This window comes from Paenarthrobacter sp. (assembly GCF_031180005.1).
GTDB lineage: Bacteria > Actinomycetota > Actinomycetes > Actinomycetales > Micrococcaceae > Arthrobacter.
Genome location: NZ_JAPSHI010000008.1, coordinates 130,742 through 156,605, shown reverse-complemented (window position 1 = coordinate 156,605; position 25,864 = coordinate 130,742). Strand labels below are relative to the sequence as shown.

Below are 25,864 nucleotides of genomic sequence, written 5' to 3'. Positions count from 1 at the left end.
AACGATCCGCGGACAAAACCAACCGCACTGCTTCCTCACGGAACGCGGCATCATATTTTCTTCTGGGCGTGCTCATCCGAAACGCAATCTCCCATCAAGCTGTCTCAGAAAACCATACGGCCGCAGTTGGGTTCAAGCCCGAGGGATGTGCGAGACGGTTGGGTTCAAGCCCGAGGGATGTGAGAGAAGGTTAGAAGAGTGCCACCTTCGGCGCCTGTGGGAAGATTTCGTCCAGTTCCTCGCGATCCTGCTGCGTGGGGACCCAGCACACGGCTTCGGCATTTTCACGGATCTGTTCCGGACGGGTGGCACCCGCGATGACGCTGCTCACGCCAGGCTGCGCGGCCAACCAGGAGAAAGCCAACTGAAGCTCGCTGATGTCCCGTTCTTTGGCGAACTGGCCGAAGCGGCCAAGCTGCTCCCAGTCGGCGTCGTGCACCAGGTTGGTGCGGGTGTGGCTCAATCGTGAGCCTTCCGGAGCTTTCCCCTCGGAGTACTTCCCGGTGAGCAGCCCGTTGGCCAGGGGGAAGTACGGCAGGACACCCAAGGAGAATGCCCCGGCCGCGGGAAGCACTTCGAGTTCAGCACGCCGGTCCAGGAGGTTGTAATGGTTTTGCGTCGAGATGAAGCGGACGCTGCTTGATGGTGATTGTCGTGCTACGTACTCAGCTTCGGCTATTTGCCAGCCGGCAAAGTTCGAATGCCCGATGTAGCGCACTTTGCCGCTGGAAACCAAGTCACCCAAGGCTGCGAGAGTCTCCTCGATCGGAGTGCGCGGGTCCGGAGTATGGAACTGGTAGAGGTCGATCCACTCGGTGTCCAAGCGGCGGAGTGAAGCTTCGACGGCTTTCACGATGTACCGCCGGGAACCTCGGGCATCGAAGTCTTTGCCGTTGACTCCGCGCATGTCCAAACCGAATTTGGTTCCGATGACCACGTCATCACGGCGGCCTTTCAGCGCCTTGCCCAGCATGACCTCACTCAGGCCGGGCTCACGACCGTAAACGTCGGCGACGTCAAAGAACGTTACCCCGGCATCAATCGCTGCGTGGACAACAGCGTCCGTGCCTTCCTGGGACTCAGTTGGGGTGTTGGCGCGGCCCAGGTTGTTGCAGCCCAGCCCTACAGCTGAGACTGTCAGTCCGGAATGGCCAAGGCGTCGGTATTCAGTCATGAATTCAGCCTATACGGGGCGCGGGGACCAGATGGTCACCCGAGGCAATAAAGGCTTCCCCAAGCTAACGGGCGCCGTAAGAGATTCCGGATTCCTCCATGGCGTCCTCGAGCTGCGCTATGGCTACCGGGCCCATACCGTGGAGCTTGGAAAGTTCCACTTCGCCGAACTCGGCCAGCTGCTCCAGCGTCTCTATCCCTTCGTGGGCCAGGGCCCGTTTCGCCGGCGCGGCGAGACCTTTGGGCAGCGGTGTATGTCCGGGCCAGTTGCTCTTGGGCGACATGGAGATCCCTCCTGATGCGTTGGGTGCTACTTAGAGAGTAAAGCCCGCGCCCTGCTTGGGCGAGTGCTTCACCCGGAATGCTGTGGGGTCGCTGTGCGGCGCTGCGGCAACAGTGAGCTTGGTGAAGTCCAGATCCTCACCACGAACACAGATTTTGATGGCGTTGACGGCTTTGTTGACGTCCGGACAGAGGCAGAAGATGTTCAAGTGGCCGTTGCCAATTTCCGAACGGTCCACCACGCCCAACCCACGCCACGCCAGCTCACCGGTGAGGGCGGCTTTGGCCTTCCGCTCAAGATGCCGGTCACGTTCGGTGCCGTCCTTGGTTTTCAACGCAATTTGGGCCACTACCCAGAACTGTTCGGACTCGGGGATTTCGGCGTAGCCGTCTTCCTCGCATTGCGCGGCGAAAGCGGCCATCAGGCCTTCCACGGCAGATTCATCGGCAACGTTTGCTTCGTCGGTCTTGCTTTGGTGGCCCACTACACCGTGGTTGACCACGAACTGCTGGTCTTCGTCGTCGTACCAGGCCTCCCGGAAGTGAAGTACTCCTTCGTCGTCGCGCTTGTATGCACGGATGATGCCGCTCATGCTCGTCCTTTCCTGAACCACTCGGCGCTGGTGCTGGTGGCTCCATTGACGTCGAAAGGTGCTTTCATGGTGTTCACTGCCTCGAAGAGGGCCGCGCATTCTGCGCGCATTGCGTCCACCGTCCGTTGCGGATAGTCCATGACCATCCGATGATGCTCAAACTCGTCTTCATCGTCCACGAACACTCCGTGCCTGATGGAACGGATAACGTCCAGATCCATATCGATCATGTGGAATTCCATGACGCCGGGCTTGATGGGATTCCAGCTATGACAGGTGGCCAGGTCAACGTAGATCCTGAAGTCGCCCGGATAGCTGTCGTCGTAGAACGTAGCCACAAACTCGCCGGTTCGCGGGACTAACAAGACCGCATCTGACGCCGTATAGAAAGCTGCGCCCGGGCGTGCGCAAAACTCCCCCGCTCCCTGGAATATCCACCAGCCGTGAATGTCCTCACCAAGGTAGCGGCCAGGCACTACCCAGTGGGCCTTTCCGTCCCATTTCCTGTTCCTCGACACCACGAGGTCGCCGGGCTGCAGTGCACCCGGCACGCGCTCGTCCGTCACAGGGTTGGCAGGCTGCCGGTGGTGGGGTGTTCCTGGCCCGGGAGGGGCCTGGCAAACGGGACCTTCGTCCCCAAAACCTGGGCTACGACGTCGTGGGTTATTTTCTGGGCGGTGAGTCCCACGCGTTCCAGGACCTGGCTGCGTGAGCCGTGTACAAGGAATTCAACCGGTAGGCCCACTTCGTTCAGGGCCGTGTCTACACCTGCAGCCCGCATTTCCTGCCGTATGCGGGAGCCCACCCCACCTGCCCGGACGCCGTCTTCGAGGCAGATCACCAAGCGGTGACGGGCAGCTAGTGCGATGATCGATTTCCGGACAGGAAGGACCCACCGGGGATCCACCACAGTTGAGCTGATGCCCTGGTCACCCAATCGCGCAGCGACATCCAGTGCGAGTTCGGACATTGAGCCGACGCTAACAATCAGGACATCGTTTTCGTTGGAGCCCTCCGGGCGCCGCGCGAGGATGTCCACGCCGTCATGAAGCCTCTGGATTGCTTCAACTTCGGAACCTACGCTGCCCTTGGAGAACCGCACCACAGTGGGGGCATCGTTGATCGCCACCGCCTCACGCAGTTCTTCGCGGAGCCGGGTGGCATCACGGGGAGCAGCCAGATGGAGCCCAGGCACGATCTGGACCATGGCCATGTCCCACATCCCGTGGTGGCTGGGACCGTCCGGGCCCGTCACACCGGCACGGTCCAAAACGATGGTGACACCGGCCTTGTGCAGCGCCACGTCCATGAGGAGCTGGTCAAAGGCGCGGTTCAGGAAGGTCGCGTAAACGGCCACCACCGGGTGGAGGCCGCCGAACGCCATGCCTGCCGCGGACGTCAGCGCATGCTGCTCCGCAATGCCGACGTCGATCACGCGCTCCGGATGGCGCTCAGCGAACTTGTGCAATCCCACGGGGATGAGCATGGCGCCGGTGATGCCCACGATGTCGGGGCGTTCGTCGGCAATGTCCGCGATTTCTTCAGCGAATACCGAGGTCCAGGATCTGGCACCAGGCATTTCGGTTGGCTCGCCCGTTTCCGGGTCAATGATTCCTACGGCGTGGAATTGGTCTGCTTCATTGGCGAGGGCGGGGGCATAGCCGTGGCCTTTTTCCGTCATGGCATGAACAATGACGGGTCCGCCGTACGCCTTGGCGGTGTTGAGCGCATGCTCCATTGCCTGGAGGTTATGACCGTCAACGGGGCCGATGTACTTCATGCCAAGGTCCTCGAACATGCCCTGCGGGGCCCACCAGTCCTTGATGCCCTTCTTCATGGCATGCAGGCTCTTATAGGTGAATTGACCGGCAGGGCCGCCGTTCTGGAGCTTCTTCTTCCACCAGTCCAGCATCCGTTCGTAGGCCGGGGTGGTACGCAAGGAGTCGATGGTGGGACGCAATGAAGCAAGGTAGTCAGCAAAACCGCCCACAGTGGGAGCGTAGGAGCGCCCATTGTCGTTGACAACGATCACCACGCGCCGCCGTTTGTCGGCCGCAATGTTGTTGATGGCTTCCCACGCCATTCCTCCGGTCAGCGCTCCATCGCCAACAACGGCGACGACGAACCGGTCGCCCTCGCCGGTCAGCTGCCGGGCACGCGAGATGCCATCTGCCCAGGACAGGGAGGAGGACGCATGCGAGCTTTCCACGATGTCGTGCTCGGACTCCGCACGGTCAGGATAGCCGGACAGTCCGCCTTGCTGGCGAAGCGTCGTGAAGTCTTGGCGTCCCGTGAGCAGCTTGTGCACATAGGACTGGTGCCCGGTATCGAAGACGACACTGTCCCGCGGTGACTCAAAGTTCCGGTGGACAGCGAGCGTGAGTTCAACAACGCCCAGGTTGGGACCAAGATGTCCACCCGTTGCGGCTACGTTGGTGATCAGGAATTCCCTGATTTCGCCGGCCAGTTGTTCCAGCTCCGTGCCGGATAGTTTGGCCAGGTCCCGTGGATCCTTGACGGTTTCCAAAAGTCCCAACGGCCCTCCTTAGGGTGTATGACGTGCTTGTTAACTCTAGCGCGTGCCCGGACCCACGCGTTGCGCCGGGGATCCGAGTCCTGGCATAGGCCAGCCGGGGCTGTTCCCGGGACGCCAACAGCCCCGGCTGGTCGGGCGACCAGCCGGGGCTGTCCGGCTTATGAATCAGCTGGAAACCAGCCGGTCCGTTATGCCGAGATGTGGCGCAGAACGTACTGCAGGATGCCACCGTTGCGGTAGTAGTCCGCTTCACCCGGGGTATCGATGCGCAGGACGGCATCGAAGGACTTGGAGGTACCATCTTCAGCCGTCGCAGTTACCTTGAGCGTCTTCGGCGTAGTGCCGTTGTTGAGCTCGGTGACGCCTTCCACCGCGAAGGTTTCCGTACCGGTCAGGCCCAGCGTTGCTGCGGACTCTCCGGCAGGGTACTGCAACGGAAGGACGCCCATGCCAATGAGGTTGGAGCGGTGGATGCGCTCGTAGCTTTCGGCAATGACGGCCTTGACGCCCAGGAGCGCCGTGCCCTTGGCCGCCCAGTCACGGGACGAACCCGAACCGTATTCCTTGCCTGCAAGGACAACCAGGGGCGTTCCTGCTGCCTGGTAGTTCTGGGCTGCATCGTAAACGTAAGCCTGGGGCGCACCTTCCTGGCTGAAGTCGCGGGTGAAGCCACCCTCGACGTTGTCCAGGAGCTGGTTCTTGATACGGATGTTGGCAAACGTACCGCGGATCATGACTTCGTGGTTGCCACGGCGTGAACCGTAGGAGTTGAAGTCCTTGCGCTCCACACCGTTGGCCAAGAGGTACTGGCCCGCAGGGGTGTCCGATTTGAAGGAACCGGCCGGGGAGATGTGGTCCGTGGTCACGGAGTCGCCAAGCTTCAGGAGCACGCGGGCTCCGGAGATGTCCTTGACGGGATCCGGCTGGGCCTTCATGCCCTCGAAGTATGGGGGCTTCCGTACGTACGTGGAATCCTCGGCCCAGGCGAAGGTGTCACCGGCAGGCGTGTCGAGAGCCTTCCAGCGGTCGTCGCCGTCGAAGACGCCTTCGTAACCCTTGGCGAACATGGCCTCATCGATGGAGGAGTCAATGACTTCCTGCACCTCGATGGGGTTCGGCCAGATGTCCTTGAGGAAGACCTCGTTGCCCTCGGAGTCAGTACCCAGGGCGTCGGTGTCGAAGTCGAAGTCCATAGTGCCGGCCAGGGCGTAAGCGATAACCAGCGGCGGCGACGCCAGGTAGTTCATCTTCACGTCCGGGTTGATGCGGCCTTCGAAGTTGCGGTTACCGGAGAGGACTGCAGTGACGGAGAGGTCGTTGGCCTGGATGGCCTCGGAGATTTCCGGCTCAAGCGGGCCGGAGTTACCGATGCAGGTGGCGCAGCCGTAACCCACGATGTAGAAGCCAAGCTTCTCCAGGTAAGGGGTCAGGCCGGACTTTTCGTAGTAGTCCGTGACGACCTTCGATCCCGGGGCAACGGAGGTCTTGACCCACGGCTTGGAGGTCAGGCCCTTGTCCACGGCGTTGCGTGCAAGGAGGGCGGCAGCCAGCATGACGGACGGGTTGGACGTGTTGGTGCAGGACGTGATCGAAGCGATCGACACTGCGCCGTGGTCCAATTCGAACTCGCGGCCGTCGGCAGTGGTGACCTTGACCGGCGAAGAGGGGCGGCCATTCGCACCGTTGGCGGCGGAGTAAACGCGCTCCGTCTCCGTGGTGTGCGAATCAGCATGCGTGAAGGACGGCGCATCCGAAGCCGGGAACGATTCGTCCAGGGACTCGTCCACGCTGCCGTCTTCGATGGCGACGTAGTTGTGGATGTCCTTGCGGAACTGCTCCTTGGCATCCGTGAGCTCGATGCGGTCCTGAGGACGCTTGGGGCCCGAGATGGAAGGAACAACCGTGGACAGGTCCAACTCGAGGAACTCGGAGAAGCGCAGTTCGCGGGAGGGATCGTGCCAGAGGCCCTGTTCCTTGCTGTATGCCTCCACGAGGGCGACATTCGCTTCGGAACGGCCGGTCAGGCGCAGGTAGTCCAGCGTGACGTCGTCGATCGGGAACATGGCGGCGGTGGAACCGAATTCCGGGCTCATGTTGCCGATGGTGGCGCGGTTGGCCAACGGCACGGCGGCAACGCCTTCACCGTAGAACTCAACGAACTTGCCGACAACGCCGTGCTTGCGCAGCATTTCGGTGATGGTCAGCACCACGTCAGTAGCGGTGGCACCAGCGGGGATGCTGCCCTTGAGCTTGAAGCCCACAACGCGGGGAATCAGCATGGAGACGGGCTGGCCGAGCATTGCAGCTTCGGCTTCGATGCCGCCGACGCCCCAACCCAGGATGCCCAGGCCGTTGACCATGGTGGTGTGCGAGTCGGTGCCCACACAGGTGTCGGGGTAGGCGCGGACAACGCCGTCTACCTCGCGGGTCATGACAGTGCGTGCCAGGTACTCGATGTTGACCTGGTGGACGATGCCCGTTCCCGGGGGAACAACCTTGAAGTCATCAAATGCGGTCTGGCCCCAGCGAAGGAACTGGTAGCGCTCACCGTTGCGCTGGTATTCGATCTCCATGTTGCGCTCCAGTGCGCCGGAGTTTCCGAAGGCGTCGATCTGGACGGAGTGGTCGATGACCATTTCTGCGGGCGCCAACGGGTTGACGCGCTTGGGGTCACCGCCGAGTTCCTTGACGGCTTCGCGCATGGTAGCCAGGTCCACGACGCAGGGAACGCCGGTGAAGTCCTGCATGATGACTCGGGCGGGGGTGAACTGGATTTCCGTGTCAGGCTCCGCATTGGGATCCCAACCGGCCAGGGCGCGGACATGGTCAGCCGTAATATTGGCGCCATCCTCAGTCCGCAGGAGGTTTTCAAGCAATACCTTAAGGCTGAACGGAAGGCTGTCTGCGCCCTCTACGGAGTTCAACCGGAAAATTTCATAGTCGGTGCCGGCTACATTCAGTACGCCTTTGGAACCGAAGCTGTCCACAGTGCTCATGGCAGGACTCCTCTCGCAACAGTTTCATCTTTGTCGCGTGGTTGGCCGCTAGCCAGTTAGGCGCACCTTACTTAGCCGGGCGGCATCTCTCGTGGTCACCCCGGTCCGCAGCGTCGGATTCTGCGGAGCGGGGCTACTACAGCCATCGTAGTGGCATACCGCGGCGTTGCGTCACTGATCGGGCATCGCGATGGAAACAGGCAGTTACTCCTTCTGCACCATGGCAGTCGGGCAGCCGCCCGCTAAGCAGCGGGGACGATCAGCCCTACCGTTTCCAAGTGATGGGTGTTCGGGTACAAGTCGAAGGCCCTCAGCGATTCAAGCCGCCAACCACCTTGATGGAAGTAACCCAGATCACGTGCAAAGGAGGCCGGATCACACGACACATAGGCGATCGCACGCGGTCCTGTGGACATCAGTTGCTTGACTACGGCCTTGCCGGCCCCGGCGCGTGGGGGATCCAGAACCAGCGAGTCGAAGCTGCGGGCGCGCTGGTGCAGGACCCGCTCAACACGTCCCTGCACGATTTCCACCTGGGCTTCCCCGTGTAGGTTTTTGCGGGCATCCCGACTAGTGCCCGGCGCGCCTTCCACGGAAAGCACCGAACCGGTAACTCCGACGGCGTCCGCCAAAGGTGCCGTAAACAGGCCGGCACCGGCATAGAGATCGGCAACTGCAGCGCCGGGCTGCAAGTACCCGCCCTCGGAGAGAAAGCCCGTCACAGCGCCCACCAGCGTGTCCGGGGCGTCCTTGTGGATCTGCCAGAAACCCTCACCGGTGACACGGTACTCATGGCCGGCCGCGCTCTCCTGCACCCAGGTCCTCCCCCGCAGCTGCAGGACCTCGCCCTTGGTGGGGTCGAAGCTCGCAACCGAGACGTCATGCGGCAACTGAGACAGGATGCTGTGCAATCTCTTGGGACTCGTTGATTCTTCCGGAGCCAGCAGGATCAGGGGCCGAGAACCGTTGGCGGGCACCGCGACTTCCACACGGGCGATGCCCGACAGCTCGAGGTCCCACAGCTTTAGCTCGTTGAGACCCGCAACCGCCAGAGGCATCTCCTTGATGGGAAGCACGACGTCAGAACGGTGCGCATGCATGCCCAACCGACCCTTGGGGGTCACCGCGAAGCTGGCGCGCGTACGCCAGCCGAGTCCGCCGTCGTGGTTGTCTCCCACGCCTTCCACTTCGGTGGCGAGGTCCAAGCCGGCAAGCCGCTTGAGCTGTTCGGCAAGTACTTCCGCTTTCAGGGCCCGCTGGCGCTGCAGGGAAATATGTCCGAGTTCGGCGCCTCCCACCGGCGGGGCTCCACGGCGCCATGAGCCCAGCGAATCAGCCTGCTTCCAGAAGTGCGGAACACGGTCCGGTGAGGCCTCCAGGACCTCGACGACGTCGGCACGCCAGAAGCGCGACGAGTCGCCGGAGTCAGTCAACCGGACACGGACCTTCTCACCCGGGATTGCGTGCCTCACGAAGATGACGCGCCCTTCGTGCCGGGCAACGAAGTGCCCTCCGTGGGCGATGGGGCCAACGTCCACCACCAGTTCGGTGCCGGGCGCGCCTTCGTGTTCTGCGTTATGGGAATTGTTGTGGGAGGTCATTGGGTATCCTGCAGTGCCTTTGCTTCTTCGGATGACTTCAGCTGCCACGGAACGCTGGCAACCATGACTCCGGGTTCGAAATGGAGCCTTGTCTTGATTCTGAGTGCTGTTTGGTTATGGACGAGTTGTTCCCACCATTTGCCCACCACATATTCGGGGATATACACCACGATCAGGTCCCGCGGTGAGTCGCGGCGCATGTTCTTGATGTACTCCATGATGGGCGTCACGGTCTCACGGTAGGGACTGGCCAACACGGTCAGGGGAACGGGAATCTCCAGCTTCTCCCAATCCTTGACGGTCTGCGCTGTCTCTTCCGGGCTGATGTCCACTGTGACGGCGTCCAAGCGTGAAGGCCTCGACGCCCGCGCGTACGCCAGTGCCCGGAGGACCGGCTTACGCACGTGTGAAACGAGGAGAACCGCGTGAACCCTGGTGGGAAGTGCGCGGGGCGAAGAGTCCTCGTCCACGGCCAGCTCCCTGGCCACATTGTCGTAGTGTGCCCGAATGCTCCACATGATGAGGAAGAGGACAAACATGGCTAGAAGGGCGATCCAGGCGCCCTGCTCGAACTTGGTGATGAGGACGATGACAAGGACCAAAGCCGTCATTCCGAAGCCCAGCATGTTGATGGTCCGCGATTTGATGATGCGCCGGCGGACAGCCTTGTCCCGGGCGAGTTTCAGCTCACGGCCCCAGTGCCGGATCATGCCGAGCTGGCTGGCTGTGAAAGAGATGAAAACGCCCACAATGTACAACTGGATCAGCTTGGTGACATCTGCGTTGAACGCCAGAATCAGGACCAGCGCCCCGGCTGCAAGCGCAAGGACGCCGTTGCTGAATGCAAGCCTGTCGCCTCGCGTACGGAGTTGTCGGGGCAGGTAGCCGTCCTGGGCCAGGATCGAACCCAACACGGGGAAGCCGTTGAACGCCGTGTTGGAGGCGAACACCAGGATGATGCCCGTGGCCGCAACTACGACGTAGAAAAGAATGGAACCGGACCCAAAGATGGTGTCGGCAATTTGGCTGATGGCAGGAGTCTGGATGTACCCCTCAGGCAACGGCTTTCCGTCCACCAGGAATTCCCGTGCCGGGTCCAGGACGATGTGCACCTTGGTGGCGTTGGCAAGGTAGAGGATGCCGGCCATCATGGATACCGCAATGACGCCGAGCAGCAGCAACGTAGTGGCCGCGTTTTTGCTTTTGGGCTTCTGGAAGTTCGGGACGCCGTTGCTGATGGCTTCGACGCCGGTCAGCGCCGCCGCGCCCGAAGAAAAGGCACGCAGAAGCAGGAAGGCCCCTGCCAGCCCTACCAGGCCTTCATCGAATCCGGGCTCGGGGACAATCGTGAAGTTGGCGGACGGCGCCTCCCCCAAGGTGCCCGTTACGGCCTGGAAAATGCCCACGGCGGTCATGCCGAGGATGGACGCCATAAAGATGTACGTGGGGACGGCGAACAGCGTCCCGGCTTCCTTGACTCCGCGAAGATTGACCAGAGCCAGGATGATCACGCCGATAGCAGCAATCAGTGCCTGCTGGCCATGCAGGGCCGGGACGGCCGTGGTCAGGTACGTAGCGGCCGATGACATGGACACGGCAACCGTCAGTACGTAATCCACCAGCAATGCTGAGGCTACGGTGAGCCCGGCATGCTTACCGAGGTTGACGCTGGCGATCTCGTAGTCGCCACCGCCGGACGGATAGGCGTGCACGTTCTGGCGGTAGGACGCCACCACTGTGAGCAACACCACCATGACGGCGAGGCCTACCAGTGGGGAGAAGGCCACGGCGCTCACGCCGGCAAGGGCCAGCGTCAGCAGGATTTCGTCCGGGGCATAGGCCACTGAGGACAGGGCATCCGAGGCGAAGATCGGCAAAGCGATGCGTTTGGGCAACAAGGTGCGGGACAGACGGTCGTTCCTGACTGGCCGGCCCACCAACACCCGCTTCGCGGCATTCAGAATTGTCAGCACTCCGCAAAGCTACTCTGAATCCCCAGGGATGTCATGACGGTTGTCGCGAGCTTGCCCGCGGTGCACCGGTAAAGTCATACCGAGCGGGATGGACAAGACACATAAGGAGACACGGTGGCTCACTTCGTGATCATGGGTTGCGGCCGTGTTGGCGCAACCTTGGCACACACTTTGGAGGATGCAGGCCACTCGGTGGCCATCATCGACCAGGACGAGCGGGCCTTCCGCCGGCTCCGCAACACCTTCACGGGTCGCAAAGTCACCGGGGTCGGCTTCGATCGGGACACCCTGAAGCAAGCAGGCGTTGAAGAGGCCTACGCCTTTGCGGCCGTCTCCAGCGGCGACAATTCGAACATCCTTGCCACGCGAGTGGCCCGCGAAACATTTCATGTTGCCCATGTGGTGGCACGCATCTACGATCCCGGCCGCGCCGAAATCTACCAGCGGCTAGGCATCCCCACCGTCGCAGCCGTCCGCTGGAGTGCCGACCAGGTCCTGCGCCGCATACTTCCCGAGCAGCACCTCGCCGGTGACTATCGAGAGCCCTCAGGCCGCCTGGTACTGGCTGAAGTGGACCTGCACGAGGATTGGATCGGGCACAGCATGGACTCCATTGAGTCCGCCGCCGGGATCCGCATTGCGTTCCTCACCAGATTCGGTGAGGGCCTGCTGCCGCAAGCCGGCACCGCATACCAGGAGGGTGACACGGTCCACGCGATGGTGAACCTGGACAGAACCACAGAGATCAGCCGGATTCTCGCAAAAGCACCCGCCAAGGAGTCTTAGTGAAAGTTGTCATTGTTGGCGCAGGCAGCGTCGGCTCGTCCATCGCGCGTGAACTGCTCGCCCACAAACACGAGATTCTCCTCATTGACTTAAAACCCGAGGTCATTGGGCGCAGCGGGCTGCGAGGTGCCCGCTGGCTTGTGGGCGATGCCTGCGAACTCAGCACATTGCAGGACGCCAAACTTGAGGATGCCGACGTCGTGGTTTCTGCCACGGGTGACGACAAAGTGAATCTGGTGGTATCGCTGCTTGCCAAAACCGAATTCGGCGTGGGGCGGACCGTGGGACGCGTCAACAACCCCAAGAACGACTGGATGTTCAATGACTCCTGGGGCGTGGACGTGGCCGTCAACACCCCGCAGCTCATGACAGCCCTCGTGGAAGAGGCTGTGGAGATTGGAGACATCGTGCGTCTGTTGACCCTGCAGACAGGTGTCGCATCGATCGTGGAGTTCACTGTTCCGCATGATTCCCACGTCATTGGCAGCACGGTGGGCGGTATCGACTGGCCGGAAGACGCGACGTTGGTGGCCATCCTGCGCGACCACGCCCCCATCACGCCTACGCGTGACGACGTCCTCGATGGTGGTGACGAACTCTTCTTCGTCACCACCATCGCCGCCGAGGACGGCCTGAGGGCTCTGTTGTCACCGGGTTCCGACGACGGCCGGGATCCCCGTGACGATGCTGCCGTGGCAGCCGATCAATCAGCTGAGGACGACGGCTTCGACGGCTGAGGTGTCGGTTCGGGAACAGCAGGCTTAGTGACAAGCCAGGCCACCCAGAGGCCCAGGATGTACAGCGGAGCGCCCATCAGCAGCCTGGTGGTAGCCAACGCTGTCAGTCCGGGCTCCCCCATGAAGTACAACGGCACCTGAACCACCAGGCGGAGAGCAAGCACCGCCACCACGATCCACGTACCCAAGCTGTAGGCACGGAGCCTTTCTGCATCCTTCCGCCACTCAAGTCCCTCGTTGCGCACGAAGCCAAACAGCAGGCCCGCAACCGGCCACTTGAGCGCGATGGAAAGAACCATGGCCGCTATATAGGCGATGTTGGTGAAAAACCCGAGGACGTAGAAGTCCTCCGCCTTACCCGTGGTGTTGGCCAACCACGCGGAAATGCCCACACCCACTACGCCTGCCAGCGCCTGGGTCAAAGGGCGCCGTTGGATCAGGCGCACTACGGTGAAAACTGCTGCAGCCGCCAAAGCTGCGATCAGGGACGGCGTTAGATCGCGGGTGATGGTGAAGGTCACCAGGAAGACCAACCCGGGAAGGATGCTCTCGGCGATACCCTGGACCCCGCCAGCTGACTTCAGCATGTCCACGTGCCCCGCGCTGTTCCGGTGTAGACCGGCTTTTTCGGCGTAACCGGCAGCAAGGTCGGACACAGTGGGTGAGTCCGCACCGGGGCTGGCCGGACTCGCCTTGGCGGTGCCGGGTCCGGGGGCGCCGGGCAGCGGTACTTCGTCGTGCGGGGGCGTCGGGCGCCCTGTGTCCTTCGGTTCTGATCCGTTGGCCACGGTCATAGGTGCTCCTGACGGGAAAGTATTTCGTATCGGGGATTGAACATGGCGGGAAGGCCATCAACCTGGGTCACCATGCCGTTCAAGCGAAGTTCCACGCCGGCTTCAATACCGGGGACCCGTGTCCTGCCCAGCCAGATCACGCGGAGGCGGTCATAGGGCTTTTTTGCTCCCCCGGAAGGACGTTGGTCTCCAGGCCTCAGGGAATCGACCACCACAGCCGAGAAGAACGGCTGTTCGCTGGGCGGCTGATGGGTCACAGACTCGATGAAACCGGTACATACAGCCCTGCCCCGCGCAGGAAGATCCCGAACTCCCTGCCCAAGGGGCCCCCGACCGGAAATTTCGCTGTGCCCGGAGGAATCAACCAATCTGGGTAATCTCCGGCCCTCGCTCCGGCTGTTGCATTGCGGGCCCTGCCGGAGGAACGGCACCTTGGGGAGCGCCGGCGTGGCCCGGTACCGCAGAATCCTTGGGCAGGCGCAGCTGCAGCAACTCGCGGGGAGGCATCGGATTGTCGCCCCGGACAACCACAACCTTACGGAACAGATCTTCCAGTCCTGCTGCGGCCTCGCGCTCCAACGCAGCCTGCCCCCCAAGGACACCACGAAGGAACCACCGCGGTCCGTCCACGCCCATGAAGCGGGCGGCACGGAAGCCACGGCTGCCGTCAGTAGCTTCAGCTGGCAGTTTGGCTACCAGTTCCGTGCCGAAAGCTCCGGAAACCTCTTCGGTTTCTCCGCCTTGGCTCGCCACGGACTGGTTGATCTGTTCACGGATCTCGTTCCATAGACCCTCGGAACGCGGTGCCGCAAACGCTTGGAGCTGCAAGCTGGAACCGTTGAGGTCCATGGTCACGGCGACCACGCGTTGGGTGGCTTCTTCCACCTCAAGCCGCAGCTGGAGACCTTCGGCCGGTTCGATCAGCAGAGCACCAAGGTCAACGTAGCCATCGCGGCTCTCGATCTCCTCTATGTCCAAGGGACCTTTGCCAAGCCGGAAGTCACCGGGCGTGCCGGAGCCGGCCGATTCGGAATTAAGTGCCTCGGCACCCGACTCATCGACGATGCCGGCAGTATCCGACCGCTCGTCCTTGGACTTCTTGCCGCGCCCAAAAAGCATTGGGTATCTCCTTAGTAGTGGTCTATCCCCAAGTAAACCGCAACCACGTTAAACGGCGCTAAACCGCGCCAATGCGTCAGGCGTTGGTCTGCGGCACACGCCGGGTTCAGTAGTTTTCTCAGGCCTTCGGTGCGTTGAAGCCGCCCGTGGACCCGAAGCCGCCGGTCCCCCGAACGGAATCGGACAGTTGGTCAACAGCCACGAACCGCGCGTATTCGACACGCTGAATCACCATTTGTGCAATTCTATCGCCGCGCTTGAGGTCAATGGCGTTTTTTTGGTCGGTGTTCAGGAGCGTGACCGCGATTTCGCCACGGTAGCCCGCGTCCACGGTGCCAGGAGCATTGACCACCGTGAGCCCATGCTTCGTAGCCAGCCCGGAGCGCGGGTGGATCAGGGCCACGAATCCGTCCGGCAACGCAATGGAGACACCGGTTGGAACGAGCTTCCGCTCGCCGGGGGCAAGGTGCACGTCCTCCCGGGCACGGAGATCGGCACCCGCATCACCAGGGTGGGCGTACGACGGGGCTTCCAACCCGGCGTCGAGCATTTTCAGCTGTACCTCCAAAGTGGGGGCGCCGTACGCTGTGGTGGTTTCGCTGTTATCCGCGACTGCGGAGGTTGCCTCTGTACTGAATACTGCGGTCTCGTTGCTCACAGTGGTTCATTCTACTGGGATCCGCCGGTACAAGGCCCGGTTGGTCCGGGGCGAAGCCCGTTGCCAATGCCCGATAAGCTGGACCCATGCCTACGCCTGACCAGTCTTCCCCTGTGCCTGCCCGGAACACCCCTTCGGCCTCCGAGGTCCTGTACACCGAGAAGCTGTGGCCGTCCGTATGGATCTGGGTTGTGGTTGTAGGCCTTTCCGGCGCCGGTGTCCTGATGTTTGGTCCCATCAGCGCAGCAGCCGGCATCATCGCCGCTCTGGTGCTCCTGGCCATCATGACCATCATGTTGGTGCTCTCCACGCCAACCATCACGGTCACAACTGACACCGTCAGGGTGGGTCGTGCGAGCATCGAACGGAAGTACGTAGGTTCCGTCCAGGCGTTCAAAAAAGGCGAAGCCACCGCTGAGCGGGGTCCGCGCCTGAATGGACTCGCCTACATGTGCTTCCGCGGGTGGATCGATCCGGTGGTCAGGATTGAGATCACCGACCCCGCAGACCGGACCCCCTACTGGCTGGCATCCTCGCGCCGGCCCGATGAGCTCGTTTCGGCACTCACCACGCCACGGGACTGATCCCGGGACGCTGCGCCTAGCTTTCGCACTCGGTGCAGTATTGGTGCCCGCCCCGTTCCGCAGCAATCTGGGACCTGTGCTTCACCAGGAAACAGTTGAAACACGTAAATTCGTCAGGCTGGGGTGGCATGACCTGAATGAGTAGCTCTTCGCCGGAGAGATCAGCGCCCGGCAACTCAAAGCCATCGGCAAGGTCGGTCTCATCGACATCCACCGCGGAGGACTGCTTCCCCGACTGGCGCGTCTTGAGCTCTTCCAGCGAATCCTCGCTGACGTCTTCCTCGGTTTTCCGAGGGGCATCGTAGTCCGTGGCCATGGTTCCTTCTTCGTCCTCCATACCTGTCCGGGTATACCTGTTCCGGGTTGGAAACCGGATCGCAGGAACTTCCCTGCAACCGGCTTAAGGATGCAAACGCCGGACGCCCCGGATTTGTGCCCGATCTCGGCCAGATTGTCCTCCCCCGGGCCCCGAAAGTCCATAGACCCTCTCCTGCTGCGAAATCAGCCGAAACCCGTCCGGAATGAGCCGGCTTTCAGCGGAATTATCACGGCACGCCCTTTGCCCTAGTAGGAAAAGCCCCCCGCGAGTGGCAGAGTTTCGAATGTCAGTTATGCCATGTGGTGGAGGGTGTTATGCAGGATCTACGACTGGTAGGCGTCCACGACGACGGCGGGCATCTGCTCTTGAGCGGCCCCGGTGGTGCGATGTTCCAGCTTCCGATCGACGAGGCCTTGAGGGCCGCGGCGAGCCGTACCCCTGCCCAGGTGGCCGCTCGCGCCTCCAACACGCCGATTTCCATGTCGCCCCGCGATATCCAGGCCCGGATCCGCAGCGGAGCCACGGCAGTGGAGGTTGCAGAGCTTTCCGGCCTCCCTCTTGCCAACGTGCAACGCTATGAAGGCCCCGTGCTTGCAGAGCGTGAGTACGTAGTGCGACAGGCCCGAAACATCGAAGTTGCCTCCCCTGCTCCGGGGCATGACATCTACCGCTCCGCTTTTGGTGACAACCCGGCCACTCTTGGAGAGATGGTCGACTACCGGCTTTCAGCGCACGGAATCGACTCCTCCTCGGTGGATTGGGATTCGTGGCGCCGCCCGGACGGTACCTGGACCGTCGTCGCACGCTTCGAAACTGTCCCCGCAGCTCACGGAAGCATCGGCGAAGAACCGCCCGCCATGTGGACCTTCAGCCCCCAGCGCAAGTCGCTGCAGAATGCCAACCGTTGGGCCCAGCAACTCAGCGAACTTGAGCCGATGGACGGCCCGGTCCCGGCCCGGCGGCTTGCTGCCGTCTCGGACAGGCCGTTCGATTTCGAGACCGACGCCGAAACGGCAGCACGCGCGTCCGCGAAAGAATCCGACAGCCTGCTGGAAATGCTCCGTTCGCGGCGCGGCCAGCGCCTTGGCGTGGATGAAGACGGCGACGACGCTTTGGCAGTCCTCTTGAGCAACGTTCCCGCAGCGCACCCGCGACCGGGCGAGGAAGCAAACGAGGCTGAAGAAGCCGGCGTAACGGATGTCGAGCCAGAGACTCCTGTAGTCGAAGAGCCCGCACGCAAAGACGGGCGCCCTTCGATGATGTCCAGGCTAAGCCTCGCGCCGCGGCACTTCGATTCGCACGACGACGACGGCGACGACTCACTGAAGCTCCACAATGGCGTCAGCACAGACACACGTGAAATAACGGTGGTAGCCGGCCCGCTTCGACCTGTGACGTCCTTGCCAGGACGCAAACCTGCAGGGCTTGACGAACTCCTCGGCGGCAGCGGCAACCCGCAACCCCGAGCAGATGACGAAGCCGACAGTGCGCAGTCTTCCCATGGCGCGCGTCAGGACGACATGCCGACAGAGGATCAGAAAGACGCTGACGTGCGTAAGGATGTGGACGCCCCTGCGGAACGCCAGCCGTCCCGCCCAAAGCGGTCAAGTATCCCGAGTTGGGACGAGATCGTTTTTGGGGCGCGCGGCGACTAGACCCGCTTAAGGGCCCCTGCCCCGGGCCAGAGGCAAGCATCGACGTCGAACGGCAGCGGTTGGTCCGCACCTGCCATCAGGTTTGCACCATGAGCCGTGACGCGCCTCATGTAGTGCCGTCGGCACAACGTCTCGTAGCCTACTGCGTCAGCAGGACCGCCTTCTGCGGGCAGATTCTCAGCCAAGGCAGTCCCCGTAAGCCCAGCTTTGTCGGCGCTGTTTTGCGGGGCAACGTCGCCCACCATCACCTGGTCACCCTCCACCACCATGATGCCGTTCACGGTGCGGGCATTCTGCGTTGCCCGGCGGCCGCACCAGCACAAAGCTTCGACCTGCAGTACCTGCACTTTATCGGCGAGTTCAATGAGTCGCTGCGAGCCAGGGAACAATCTGGTCCGGAAGTCGGAAGTGATGCCGAACGCAAAGACATCCACATCCATCTCATCCACAACCCGCGCCAATTGTTCCACCTGGGTGGGCGAGTAGAACTGCGCCTCATCACAAATGATGTAGTCCACCCGCAGTCCGTTGGTTCGCCGGGCCACCACTTCTTCCCAGAAATCGGTGTCGCCCACAACCTCCACCGCGTCGGTTTGCAGGCCCAGCCTGCTGGAGATCCTTGAATCACCTGCGCGGTCGTTACAGCTGAACCGTACACCTCCGCGGCCGCGTGCGCGGTGGTTATGGTCCATTTGAAGGGCCAGGGTGGACTTGCCACAGTCCATAGTGCCTGAGAAGAAGACCAGCTCAGCCACGTTTGCCCTTCTTGCCGGCAGCGGCGAAGCACAGCAGGGGTACTTCGCGTTCGGCCTTGGTCAGTGAACCGTGCTGCCCCACAACCTGCAGGGATGCCGGGCGAGCCCTCCGTGTGTCGTAGAGGGCCAAGGTGTCGCGTGCTGCAATCATGACGTCACCAATGCGCGGGGCCACCTCAGGGCGCACTGCACCGAACAACCCTGCATTCACGCCTTGCTCCCGGGTAAAGGCCCAGATCCTTTCGCCAAAGCGGTGACGCCACGCCTCAATCAGGGACTCCCGGTGGGCCGGAGTGGCATCCGGTTCAAGATAGAGGTGGACCATTCGCGGCTCCCCGGCAGTGTGGCGGACTCCTGCCACGAGCGTTTCATCAGCGGAGTAGTCGATCCTCTGGGATTCCGGGACGTCCAACATGCCGTGATCGCCGGTCACCACAATGGTGGTGCCGACAGGCAGCGTGGCGGACAGCCTCTTGACCGTGGAGTCGAGTTCTTCGAGTTGGTGCTCCCAGCGATCCGACTGGCAGCCGTAGCGGTGGCCTGCTTTGTCCAACTCGTTGGCGTAGAAGTACATGAGGGAACGTCCACCACCGGACATTGCCTCAGCAGCCGCAGCGGTGCGGGCATGCAGGGTGGTGCCGCCAACAAAGCGGCTTCCCCGGAGAGCAGCCTGTGTCATCGGCGAGTTTCCGAACTGAGGCAGGCTGACGGTCACGACGTCCAGTTCTCCGGCAAGCCGTTCAAAGACCGTCGCGTGAGGCTGCCACTGCGCTGGGTCCACTTGGGAATCCCAATTGCCCAGGAGGTTGACTACCTTGTCCTGATCGGGATCGAGGACGTCGTAGCCCACCATTCCGTGCTGGCCGGCCGGCAAACCGGTGCCGAGGCTCGCGAGGGATGCCGCCGTGGTGCTGGGGAAGGCAGCGTCTATCCATGTGGGGACGTTGCGTTGTCCCCCGGCCATGACCGACCGGAGGAAGGGCGTGTGGGAAGACTTCTGCTTCAAGAGGCTACGGCCGAGCCCATCGGCAAGGACCACGCAGACACGCTGCGCTGACGGCAGCTGCAGGTGGTTGGTGAAGCCCGGCATGCCCAGGGACGCGGCAGAGCTGGTAAGGACTTCCGCTATGGACTTGCTTCCAAAAAGCGGGGGCGATGGGAGGTCAGCCGCCGGGCTGGTCCCCGAAGACGTGCTCACCGGGTTCTGTGCGGTTTCCCTCAACGCTGGTGTCCGCGGCTGAGGCGGTTGCTGAAGACGCCCGAACGCGGCCTCGGTGCAGGGATGCTGGCATGTTGGGCCGGGGAAGGGTTGCCCGTGTTGACCGCACGGAGTGCACGGGCGAAAATCTTGGCATCCTGGACTGCTTGGAGTCCGTCCGCCTCAGCGCTGATCCGCAGGACGATGTCTTCCTGGGCGATGGTTCCGCTGTAGCCATGATCGGCTTCGCACTGGGGGTCCCCGCAGCTCGCCGGCCCCATGTCCAGGCGCTGCCCGCCGGACCAGGCGATGGACAAGGTCATCTCCCGGACAGGATCGGATGGCTTGTAGTCCTGGGGTTGCGAATACATGTAGCTAAGGACCACCGAGCGGATCTGGGCCACGGGTACCGACTCAGTGGAGACCTGGGCAACGATCTGTTCTCCGGCCTCATCCAGTTGTTGGTCGTCAACGTGAGTGATGACCAGCATGTCCTCCGTGAGCACCAGCACTGTGATGTGCCGGCGGACCTCTGCGCGGTCGAAATGGGTCTCCAAGTGGACCAGGTGGGAGAGGCACTCCCGGCCATCCAGGGCGTCATCGACGACGTCGGCCACCAACCTCGGGTAGAAACCTGCCTGCTGCAACGCCTGGTCCAGGCTCTGTCCCTGCGAGCTGTGATGATGGGCGGTGTGGTGCCCGGCGTTGGACGGACGGGATTGAGGCGTCGGAGACTGGGTGCTCATTCCCCCATTTTCACAGATCGCTTGGTGACTACCTAACCGTGCGGCCCACTCCTGTGGCTAACCCCGCATCGCACGTCGGGCGCTGTCCGTCCGCTGCGCTGCGTTGCCGATCCATACATCCGCCCCAAGGATGGTGGCGCCCGAGGGTCCAGCCAGGACGGGGTTGAATTCCACCAATGCGATGCCGGGGTGGTCATCTTTTAGCTTGGCGAGCCTGGCTGCAATGTCCTCGAGGGCAACCACATCCACGGCGGGCAGGCCTTGGTAGCCGAACAGTTTCCGGGACGCCCGTGGTGAGCGAATGACATCGTGCAGGTCGGCAGCTGACAGCGGCGGGACCCGATGCGCCCAGTCGTCCAGCAGGTTCACGGCATCACCGGCCAGCCCGAACGACAGGACCGGCCCCAGCAGGGGGTCCTCCATGGCACGGAAGATGCAGGCCTGCCCCACAGGCGCCATGGCCTGCACTTCAAGCGACGGCGATCCATATGGTTCCAAGGCACGACGCATTTGGGCGATGTTCTGCCGGAGGGATTCTGCGTCCTGGATGTCCAGCCGAACTCCGCCGAGGTCCAGCCGGTGCCGCAACGCAGGATCGGTGGTCTTGAGGACCACGGGCCAACCCACGGTCTCCGCGGCCTGCACGGCCTCATCAGGGGTACCAAATCCGAGCGTCGGCACCACTTCAATCCCGTAACCCGACAGCAGTGCGGCGGCAGCACCGGCGTCGAGCTTCCTGATCTTTTCGCCCGTTACACCGGCCAGCATCGCGTTCAGCGTTTCCTTGGTGCCGTCGACATCGCAGCCCTCGGGCTCCACAAAAAGCCCTTGGTCCCGGTCGCGCCACTGCGCGTAACGGACGATCGCCGCCAGGGCCGCCACCGCGGCACCGGCATTGGAGTAGCACGGAAGCACAGGCTTACCCACTGCTCCCACCATGCCTTCCACGTGCACGGACGGATCCAGAATTCCAGTGAATGCAGCCACAACAGGCTTTCCGGCCTCGGCTGCGCATTCGGCCAGGACGCCCGCGAGCGCCTCCACGGTAAGCCCGCGGGCCGGGAGAAGGGCCGCCACAACGGCGTGCACAGAGTCATCAGCGAGGCTTTCCTGGAGACTTGCCCGAAGGGCGGGAAGCGCAACTGACATACCGGCGTCCAGGTCAATGTCCGTCACAAGGCGGCCCACGTCCAGACCGAGGGGGCCGGAACTGTCGGCAACCACTTTGGCCAGCGCGACGGAATTTGAGTAAACGGCCACACCCGGCCCCTTGGGCAGTGCCTGCGAGGATGCTATCTGGGCGATGTCCATAAGTTGTTCGATGGTCTCAACACGGATCACGCCGGCCTGGCGCATCATCGCGTCCACTGCTGCCGACGGTGCCTGGGTGGTGCGAACCTCGTGGCCGGGCGGCAAGCTAAGGCCGGTGACGTCCGACTTGGCAACGATCACGGGTTTGCTGCGGGACAACCTGCGCGCCAAGCGGGAGAACTTGCGGGGGTTGCCGATCGACTCAAGGTAGAGCCCCACGGCGGAAGTATCGGCGTCGTCCTCCCAGTACTGCATGACGTCGTTGCCGGAAACGTCGGCGCGGTTTCCTGCGGAGAGGAACGATGACAACCCGAGCCGGCGGCGGCTGGAGGCTGCATAAACCGCCACACCCACGGCAGCCGATTGGCTGAACAAGCCCAGGCTGCCCCGCGGGGGCATCGTGGGCGCCATCGAAGCGTTCAAAGACACCGCCGGGTGTGTATTCAGGATCCCGAGGGATTCGGGGCCAATGACGCGCATTCCGTTCGCCCTGGCCCGCCGCACCAACTCGTGCTGGCGGGCGAGTCCCCGCTCGCCGTCGTCGGCAAATCCCGCGGTGGCCACCACGATGCCTTTGACGCCCACAGCGGCGCAGTCGTCCACTACCTTGGGCACTTCCTCATAGGGAACGGCGACGATGGCCAACTGCACCGGTCCCGGGATCTCGGACAAGTTTCCGAAGGAGATCATTCCGGCAAGTTCAAACGCTTCCGGGTTGACGGCATAGACAGGACCTTTGAAGCCGCCTTCAATAATGTGCTCCAGCAGCTGGTAGCCTACCGTCCCCCACTTGCGGCTGGCACCAATGACAGCCACCGACGACGGCGACAACAGGTCCCGCACGCTGCGCGCCTCCGCGCGGTGCTCGCGGGACTCCATGACGGCCCGCGATTTCTCCGTGGGATCGATGTTGAATTCGACGCTCACGACGCCGTCGTCGAATTGTCGTTTGAGGTCGTAGCCGGCGTCGGCAAAGACCATGAGCATTTTACGGTTGTCCGGCAGGACCTCGGCCGTGAAGCGGCGGATGCCGTTTTCCCGGGCGGCAACAGCTAAATGCTCCAGGAGGATCGAGCCGATTCCACGGCCTTGGTGTGCATCGGAAATATTGAAGGCAACCTCAGCCTCGGTAGGATCCTCAAGCCTGTCGTAGCGGCCGATCCCCATGATTTCGCCGCCGATGGTGATGACGAACGCCACGCGGTTGATGTGGTCCACTTCCGTGAAACGCCGCACTTCCTTGCCGGAGAGCTTTGGCTTGAAGGAGAAGAACCTCATGTAGATGGAGGCCTGCGACTGCCCCGCATGGAACGCCTGCAAAGCGTCGGCGTCTTCGGGTCGTATTGGGCGAAGGTGGGCTGTCCCGCCGTCGCGCAGCACGACATCAGCTTCCCAATATTCCGGATAAATGCCGACGCCGGGCTGATCCACCATAGGCTTAGCCTAGCTAAAACATCCGTAGTACATCTTTAAGGATCCACCGACCCCATGGCCCGCAGCCAAAAATCCGCACGCACAGCCGAGCCCCTCGGCGATTTCACCGAGAACATCGTCGACATCGACGTCACGTCCGAGATGGAAGGCTCCTTCCTGGAGTACGCCTACTCGGTGATTTACTCGCGCGCCCTCCCGGACGCCCGCGACGGACTGAAGCCCGTTCAACGGCGCATCCTGTACATGATGTCCGATATGGGCCTCCGCCCGGATCGAGGACACGTCAAGAGCGCCCGCGTGGTGGGCGAAGTCATGGGTAAGCTCCACCCGCACGGCGACACCGCGATTTATGACGCCATGGTGCGTATGGCGCAGGATTTTTCCCTGCGCCTGCCGCTCATCGATGGGCACGGAAACTTCGGATCTCTCGACGACGGCCCGGCAGCACCGCGTTACACAGAGGCACGCTTGGCGGCCGCCGCGCTGACCATGACGGACCACCTGGACGAAGACGTGGTGGACTTTGTCCCCAACTACGACAACCAGCTGACGCAGCCGGATGTGCTCCCCGCCGCTTTCCCTAACCTGTTGGTCAACGGCACCACGGGCATCGCTGTGGGTATGGCCACGAATATGCCTCCACACAACCTGGTGGAGGTTATAGCCGCTGCGCGTCACCTGATCGCCAACCCCGGTGCCACGTTGGATGAGATCATGCGGTTCATCCCGGGGCCCGACCTTCCCACGGGTGGCCGCATTGTGGGATTGGACGGAATCCGTGACGCCTACGCCACGGGGCGTGGATCCTTCAAGACCCGCGCCAAGGTTGAAGTGGAACAATTGTCCGCCCGCCGTACCGGCCTGGTGGTCACTGAGCTCCCCTACATGGTGGGCCCGGAAAAGGTCATTGAGAAGATCAAGGATGCCGTCAACGCCAAGAAGTTGACCGGCATCAGCGACGTCGTCGACCTCACGGACCGCAATCACGGCCTCCGCCTGGTCATCGAGTTGAAGAACGGCTTCAATCCCAACGCCGTGCTCCAGCAGCTGTACCGCTACTCGCCCATGGAAGATTCCTTCGGCATCAACAACGTCACTTTGGTGGACGGCCAGCCGCAGACGCTGGGCCTCCTGCAGCTGCTGCAGGTGTACGTTGAACACCGCCTCAATGTGGTGCGCCGCCGCACGTCCTTCCGCCTGGGCAAAAAGAAGGACCGCCTCCACTTGGTGGAGGGCTTGTTGATCGCGATTGTGGACATCGACGAAGTCATCCAGATCATCCGTTCTTCGGACGAGGCTTCGGCCGCGCGTGAACGCCTCATGTCCATCTACGACCTCACCGAAATCCAGGCCAACTACATCCTGGAACTGCGCCTGAGGCAGTTGACCAAGTACTCCCGCCTTGAGCTGGAGAAGGAACAGGACGAACTCCGCCGCGAGATCGAGGCCCTGGAGGCCATCCTGGCTTCGGATGAACTGCTCCGCGATCTTGTCTCCGGTGAGTTGGCCGTGGTCGCCGAAAAGTACGGCACCCCCCGCCGCACGGTCCTCTTGGAATCAGAAGCCGTCTCCCCCACGGTGGCTGCGGCCTTGGCAGCGTCAGTACCTGGGCCGAAGGGCAAAGCCGCAGCGCTACCCTTGGAAATTCCGGACGACCCCTGCTGGGCCCTGCTGAGTGTGTCCGGACAGATCGCCAGGACGTCCAACCAGGAACCGCTGGCCGAATCGGGTCCCCGGACCAAGCACGATGTCTTCCGCTCAGTGGTCAAGACCACCGCCAGGGGAGAAATCGGTGCGGTCACATCCCAAGGCCGCATGCTGCGGCTCCAAGTGATGGACATGCCCGTGTTGCCTCCGGTCTCCGGTCTCCCCAACTTGGCCGGCGGCGTCCCCGCCAAGGACTTCATCACCTTGCTCAAGGGTGAAACCTTGGTTGCCTTCGTCCCCCTGGACTCCGTCCTCGCCATCGGTACGGTCCAGGGCGTGGTCAAGCGTGTTCAGCCGGACTACCCGCTGAACCGTGAAGACTGGGAGATCATCGCCCTGAAGGACAAGGACTCGGTGCTCGCGGTGGAACCGGCGCAGGAGGACAACGTCGACCTTGTCTTCGTGACACGGCAGGCCCAATTGCTTCGATTCAGTGCCTCCAATGTCCGCCCCCAAGGACGTACGGCCGGTGGCATGGCCGGCATCAAGCTTGCGGCCGGCGACGAAGTGATCCACTTCGGTACCGTTCGCGCGGACGACCCTGCCGCCGTCGTGGTGACCATTGCCGGAACGAACGGCGCCTTGCCGGGGACGGCACCGGGCACTGCGAAGGTGACCGCTTTCGAGGAGTATCCCGTGAAGGGCCGGGCCACCGGCGGGGTGCGGGTCCACCGTTTCCTCAAGGGCGAGGACACACTGCTCCTGGCTTGGGCAGGTCATGGTCCGGCGAAGGCTTCCTCGACGGCGGGTGTGGCAAGGGCACTTCCCCACGAACATGGCCGCAGGGACGGATCCGGCGTTCCGTTGTCCCAGCCCGTGGAAGCCATCGGTCCGAGCATGGCATGGGCTGATGCCGCGGAATAACGCGGAATAATCACGAGGTACCCGAACAGCACGGCAAAGGCCA

The 25,864-nt window shown here is 62.6% G+C and carries 22 protein-coding genes; 5 read left to right on the top strand and 17 right to left on the bottom strand.

Annotation, left to right across the window (positions count from 1 at the left end; genetic code table 11):
• Positions 1 to 190: 190 nt before the first annotated feature.
• From RIF72_RS08525 to RIF72_RS08490, 8 genes are all read right to left on the bottom strand, one after another.
• Entirely contained in the window at positions 191 to 1,174 is a 984-nt protein-coding gene (locus tag RIF72_RS08525; protein WP_309074389.1) for an aldo/keto reductase, read from the bottom strand.
• Positions 1,175 to 1,238: 64 nt separating this feature from the next.
• Entirely contained in the window at positions 1,239 to 1,457 is a 219-nt protein-coding gene (locus RIF72_RS08520; RefSeq protein WP_309074388.1) for a hypothetical protein, read from the bottom strand.
• Between the two features lie 30 nt (positions 1,458 to 1,487).
• Complete coding sequence (locus RIF72_RS08515; protein WP_309074387.1) at positions 1,488 to 2,048, bottom strand: hypothetical protein; 561 nt, start codon at positions 2,046 to 2,048, stop codon at positions 1,488 to 1,490.
• Positions 2,045 to 2,614 (bottom strand): DUF402 domain-containing protein, encoded by a 570-nt coding sequence (locus RIF72_RS08510; RefSeq protein ID WP_309074386.1) that lies wholly within the window; start codon positions 2,612 to 2,614, stop codon positions 2,045 to 2,047. Before RIF72_RS08510 ends, RIF72_RS08515 begins: the two co-directional genes overlap by 4 nt.
• The gene (dxs, locus tag RIF72_RS08505) at positions 2,611 to 4,584 is read right to left on the bottom strand and encodes a 1-deoxy-D-xylulose-5-phosphate synthase (RefSeq protein ID WP_309074385.1); all 1,974 of its coding nucleotides are present in this window, start codon (positions 4,582 to 4,584) and stop codon (positions 2,611 to 2,613) included. The genes RIF72_RS08510 and dxs overlap by 4 nt, the downstream gene beginning before the upstream one ends.
• 188 nt (positions 4,585 to 4,772) lie before the next feature.
• Positions 4,773 to 7,580 carry an aconitate hydratase AcnA gene (gene acnA, locus RIF72_RS08500; protein ID WP_309074384.1) on the bottom strand — a complete coding sequence of 936 codons (2,808 nt, stop codon included), beginning with the start codon at positions 7,578 to 7,580 and terminating at the stop codon, positions 4,773 to 4,775.
• Between the two features lie 242 nt (positions 7,581 to 7,822).
• Positions 7,823 to 9,181, bottom strand: a complete 1,359-nt coding sequence (locus RIF72_RS08495) for a TRAM domain-containing protein (protein WP_309074383.1) — start codon at positions 9,179 to 9,181, stop codon at positions 7,823 to 7,825.
• On the bottom strand, positions 9,178 to 11,154 hold the full coding sequence (locus tag RIF72_RS08490) for an APC family permease (protein WP_309074382.1): 1,977 nt from the start codon (positions 11,152 to 11,154) through the stop codon (positions 9,178 to 9,180). Before RIF72_RS08490 ends, RIF72_RS08495 begins: the two co-directional genes overlap by 4 nt.
• A 114-nt stretch (positions 11,155 to 11,268) precedes the next feature.
• On the opposite strand from RIF72_RS08490, the gene RIF72_RS08485 reads away from it, so the two are divergent.
• On the top strand, positions 11,269 to 11,940 hold the full coding sequence (locus tag RIF72_RS08485) for an NAD-binding protein (RefSeq protein WP_309074381.1): 672 nt from the start codon (positions 11,269 to 11,271) through the stop codon (positions 11,938 to 11,940).
• On the top strand, positions 11,940 to 12,677 hold the full coding sequence (locus RIF72_RS08480; protein ID WP_309074380.1) for an NAD-binding protein: 738 nt from the start codon (positions 11,940 to 11,942) through the stop codon (positions 12,675 to 12,677). The genes RIF72_RS08485 and RIF72_RS08480 overlap by 1 nt, the downstream gene beginning before the upstream one ends.
• Here RIF72_RS08480 and RIF72_RS08475 read toward each other — a convergent pair.
• From RIF72_RS08475 to dut, 4 genes are all read right to left on the bottom strand, one after another.
• Positions 12,644 to 13,471 carry a DUF3159 domain-containing protein gene (locus RIF72_RS08475; RefSeq protein ID WP_309074379.1) on the bottom strand — a complete coding sequence of 276 codons (828 nt, stop codon included), beginning with the start codon at positions 13,469 to 13,471 and terminating at the stop codon, positions 12,644 to 12,646. The genes RIF72_RS08480 and RIF72_RS08475 overlap by 34 nt on opposite strands.
• Positions 13,468 to 13,728, bottom strand: a complete 261-nt coding sequence (locus RIF72_RS08470) for a hypothetical protein (protein WP_309074378.1) — start codon at positions 13,726 to 13,728, stop codon at positions 13,468 to 13,470. Before RIF72_RS08470 ends, RIF72_RS08475 begins: the two co-directional genes overlap by 4 nt.
• Positions 13,729 to 13,831: 103 nt before the next feature.
• Complete coding sequence (locus tag RIF72_RS08465) at positions 13,832 to 14,590, bottom strand: DUF3710 domain-containing protein (RefSeq protein WP_309074377.1); 759 nt, start codon at positions 14,588 to 14,590, stop codon at positions 13,832 to 13,834.
• Between the two features lie 118 nt (positions 14,591 to 14,708).
• Positions 14,709 to 15,248 (bottom strand): dUTP diphosphatase, encoded by a 540-nt coding sequence (gene dut / locus RIF72_RS08460; protein WP_309074376.1) that lies wholly within the window; start codon positions 15,246 to 15,248, stop codon positions 14,709 to 14,711.
• 86 nt (positions 15,249 to 15,334) lie between these two features.
• Between dut and RIF72_RS08455 the strand changes: the two genes are divergently transcribed.
• Positions 15,335 to 15,832, top strand: coding sequence for a DUF3093 domain-containing protein (locus RIF72_RS08455; RefSeq protein ID WP_309074375.1), 498 nt, complete (start codon positions 15,335 to 15,337; stop codon positions 15,830 to 15,832).
• A 16-nt stretch (positions 15,833 to 15,848) separates the two neighbouring features.
• On the opposite strand, the gene RIF72_RS08450 is transcribed toward RIF72_RS08455, so the two are convergent.
• The gene (locus tag RIF72_RS08450; RefSeq protein ID WP_011774483.1) at positions 15,849 to 16,148 is read right to left on the bottom strand and encodes a DUF4193 domain-containing protein; all 300 of its coding nucleotides are present in this window, start codon (positions 16,146 to 16,148) and stop codon (positions 15,849 to 15,851) included.
• 317 nt (positions 16,149 to 16,465) lie between these two features.
• On the opposite strand from RIF72_RS08450, the gene sepH reads away from it, so the two are divergent.
• Entirely contained in the window at positions 16,466 to 17,806 is a 1,341-nt protein-coding gene (gene sepH, locus RIF72_RS08445; RefSeq protein WP_309074374.1) for a septation protein SepH, read from the top strand.
• Here sepH and RIF72_RS08440 read toward each other — a convergent pair.
• Genes RIF72_RS08440 through RIF72_RS08425 form a run of 4 tightly spaced genes read right to left on the bottom strand, consistent with a single transcriptional unit; the run spans position 17,803 to position 23,250 of the window.
• On the bottom strand, positions 17,803 to 18,561 hold the full coding sequence (locus RIF72_RS08440) for a thymidine kinase (protein WP_309074373.1): 759 nt from the start codon (positions 18,559 to 18,561) through the stop codon (positions 17,803 to 17,805). The genes sepH and RIF72_RS08440 overlap by 4 nt on opposite strands.
• Positions 18,554 to 19,783: an alkaline phosphatase family protein gene (locus RIF72_RS08435; protein ID WP_309074372.1), complete on the bottom strand. Its 1,230-nt coding sequence runs from the start codon at positions 19,781 to 19,783 to the stop codon at positions 18,554 to 18,556. Before RIF72_RS08435 ends, RIF72_RS08440 begins: the two co-directional genes overlap by 8 nt.
• A complete protein-coding gene (locus RIF72_RS08430) occupies positions 19,780 to 20,505 on the bottom strand; it encodes a DUF5998 family protein (protein ID WP_309074371.1) in 726 nt (241 codons plus the stop codon). The genes RIF72_RS08435 and RIF72_RS08430 overlap by 4 nt, the downstream gene beginning before the upstream one ends.
• Positions 20,506 to 20,562: 57 nt before the next feature.
• A complete protein-coding gene (locus tag RIF72_RS08425; RefSeq protein WP_309074370.1) occupies positions 20,563 to 23,250 on the bottom strand; it encodes a GNAT family N-acetyltransferase in 2,688 nt (895 codons plus the stop codon).
• A gap of 54 nt (positions 23,251 to 23,304) precedes the next feature.
• Between RIF72_RS08425 and RIF72_RS08420 the strand changes: the two genes are divergently transcribed.
• Positions 23,305 to 25,821 (top strand): DNA topoisomerase IV subunit A, encoded by a 2,517-nt coding sequence (locus RIF72_RS08420; protein ID WP_309074369.1) that lies wholly within the window; start codon positions 23,305 to 23,307, stop codon positions 25,819 to 25,821.
• Positions 25,822 to 25,864: the final 43 nt, after the last annotated feature.

What these genes read in the sequence shown, in the direction of transcription:
- RIF72_RS08525 (WP_309074389.1), bottom strand. Translation starts at nt 1,174, where the DNA reads ATGACTGAATACCGACGCCTTGGCCATTCCGGACTGACAGTCTCAGCT.
- RIF72_RS08520 (WP_309074388.1), bottom strand. Translation starts at nt 1,457, where the DNA reads ATGTCGCCCAAGAGCAACTGGCCCGGACATACACCGCTGCCCAAAGGT.
- RIF72_RS08515 (WP_309074387.1), bottom strand. Translation starts at nt 2,048, where the DNA reads ATGAGCGGCATCATCCGTGCATACAAGCGCGACGACGAAGGAGTACTT.
- acnA (WP_309074384.1), bottom strand. Translation starts at nt 7,580, where the DNA reads ATGAGCACTGTGGACAGCTTCGGTTCCAAAGGCGTACTGAATGTAGCC.
- RIF72_RS08495 (WP_309074383.1), bottom strand. Translation starts at nt 9,181, where the DNA reads ATGACCTCCCACAACAATTCCCATAACGCAGAACACGAAGGCGCGCCC.
- RIF72_RS08475 (WP_309074379.1), bottom strand. Translation starts at nt 13,471, where the DNA reads ATGACCGTGGCCAACGGATCAGAACCGAAGGACACAGGGCGCCCGACG.
- RIF72_RS08465 (WP_309074377.1), bottom strand. Translation starts at nt 14,590, where the DNA reads ATGCTTTTTGGGCGCGGCAAGAAGTCCAAGGACGAGCGGTCGGATACT.
- RIF72_RS08455 (WP_309074375.1), top strand. Translation starts at nt 15,335, where the DNA reads ATGCCTACGCCTGACCAGTCTTCCCCTGTGCCTGCCCGGAACACCCCT.
- RIF72_RS08450 (WP_011774483.1), bottom strand. Translation starts at nt 16,148, where the DNA reads ATGGCCACGGACTACGATGCCCCTCGGAAAACCGAGGAAGACGTCAGC.
- sepH (WP_309074374.1), top strand. Translation starts at nt 16,466, where the DNA reads ATGCAGGATCTACGACTGGTAGGCGTCCACGACGACGGCGGGCATCTG.
- RIF72_RS08430 (WP_309074371.1), bottom strand. Translation starts at nt 20,505, where the DNA reads ATGAGCACCCAGTCTCCGACGCCTCAATCCCGTCCGTCCAACGCCGGG.
- RIF72_RS08425 (WP_309074370.1), bottom strand. Translation starts at nt 23,250, where the DNA reads ATGGTGGATCAGCCCGGCGTCGGCATTTATCCGGAATATTGGGAAGCT.
- RIF72_RS08420 (WP_309074369.1), top strand. Translation starts at nt 23,305, where the DNA reads ATGGCCCGCAGCCAAAAATCCGCACGCACAGCCGAGCCCCTCGGCGAT.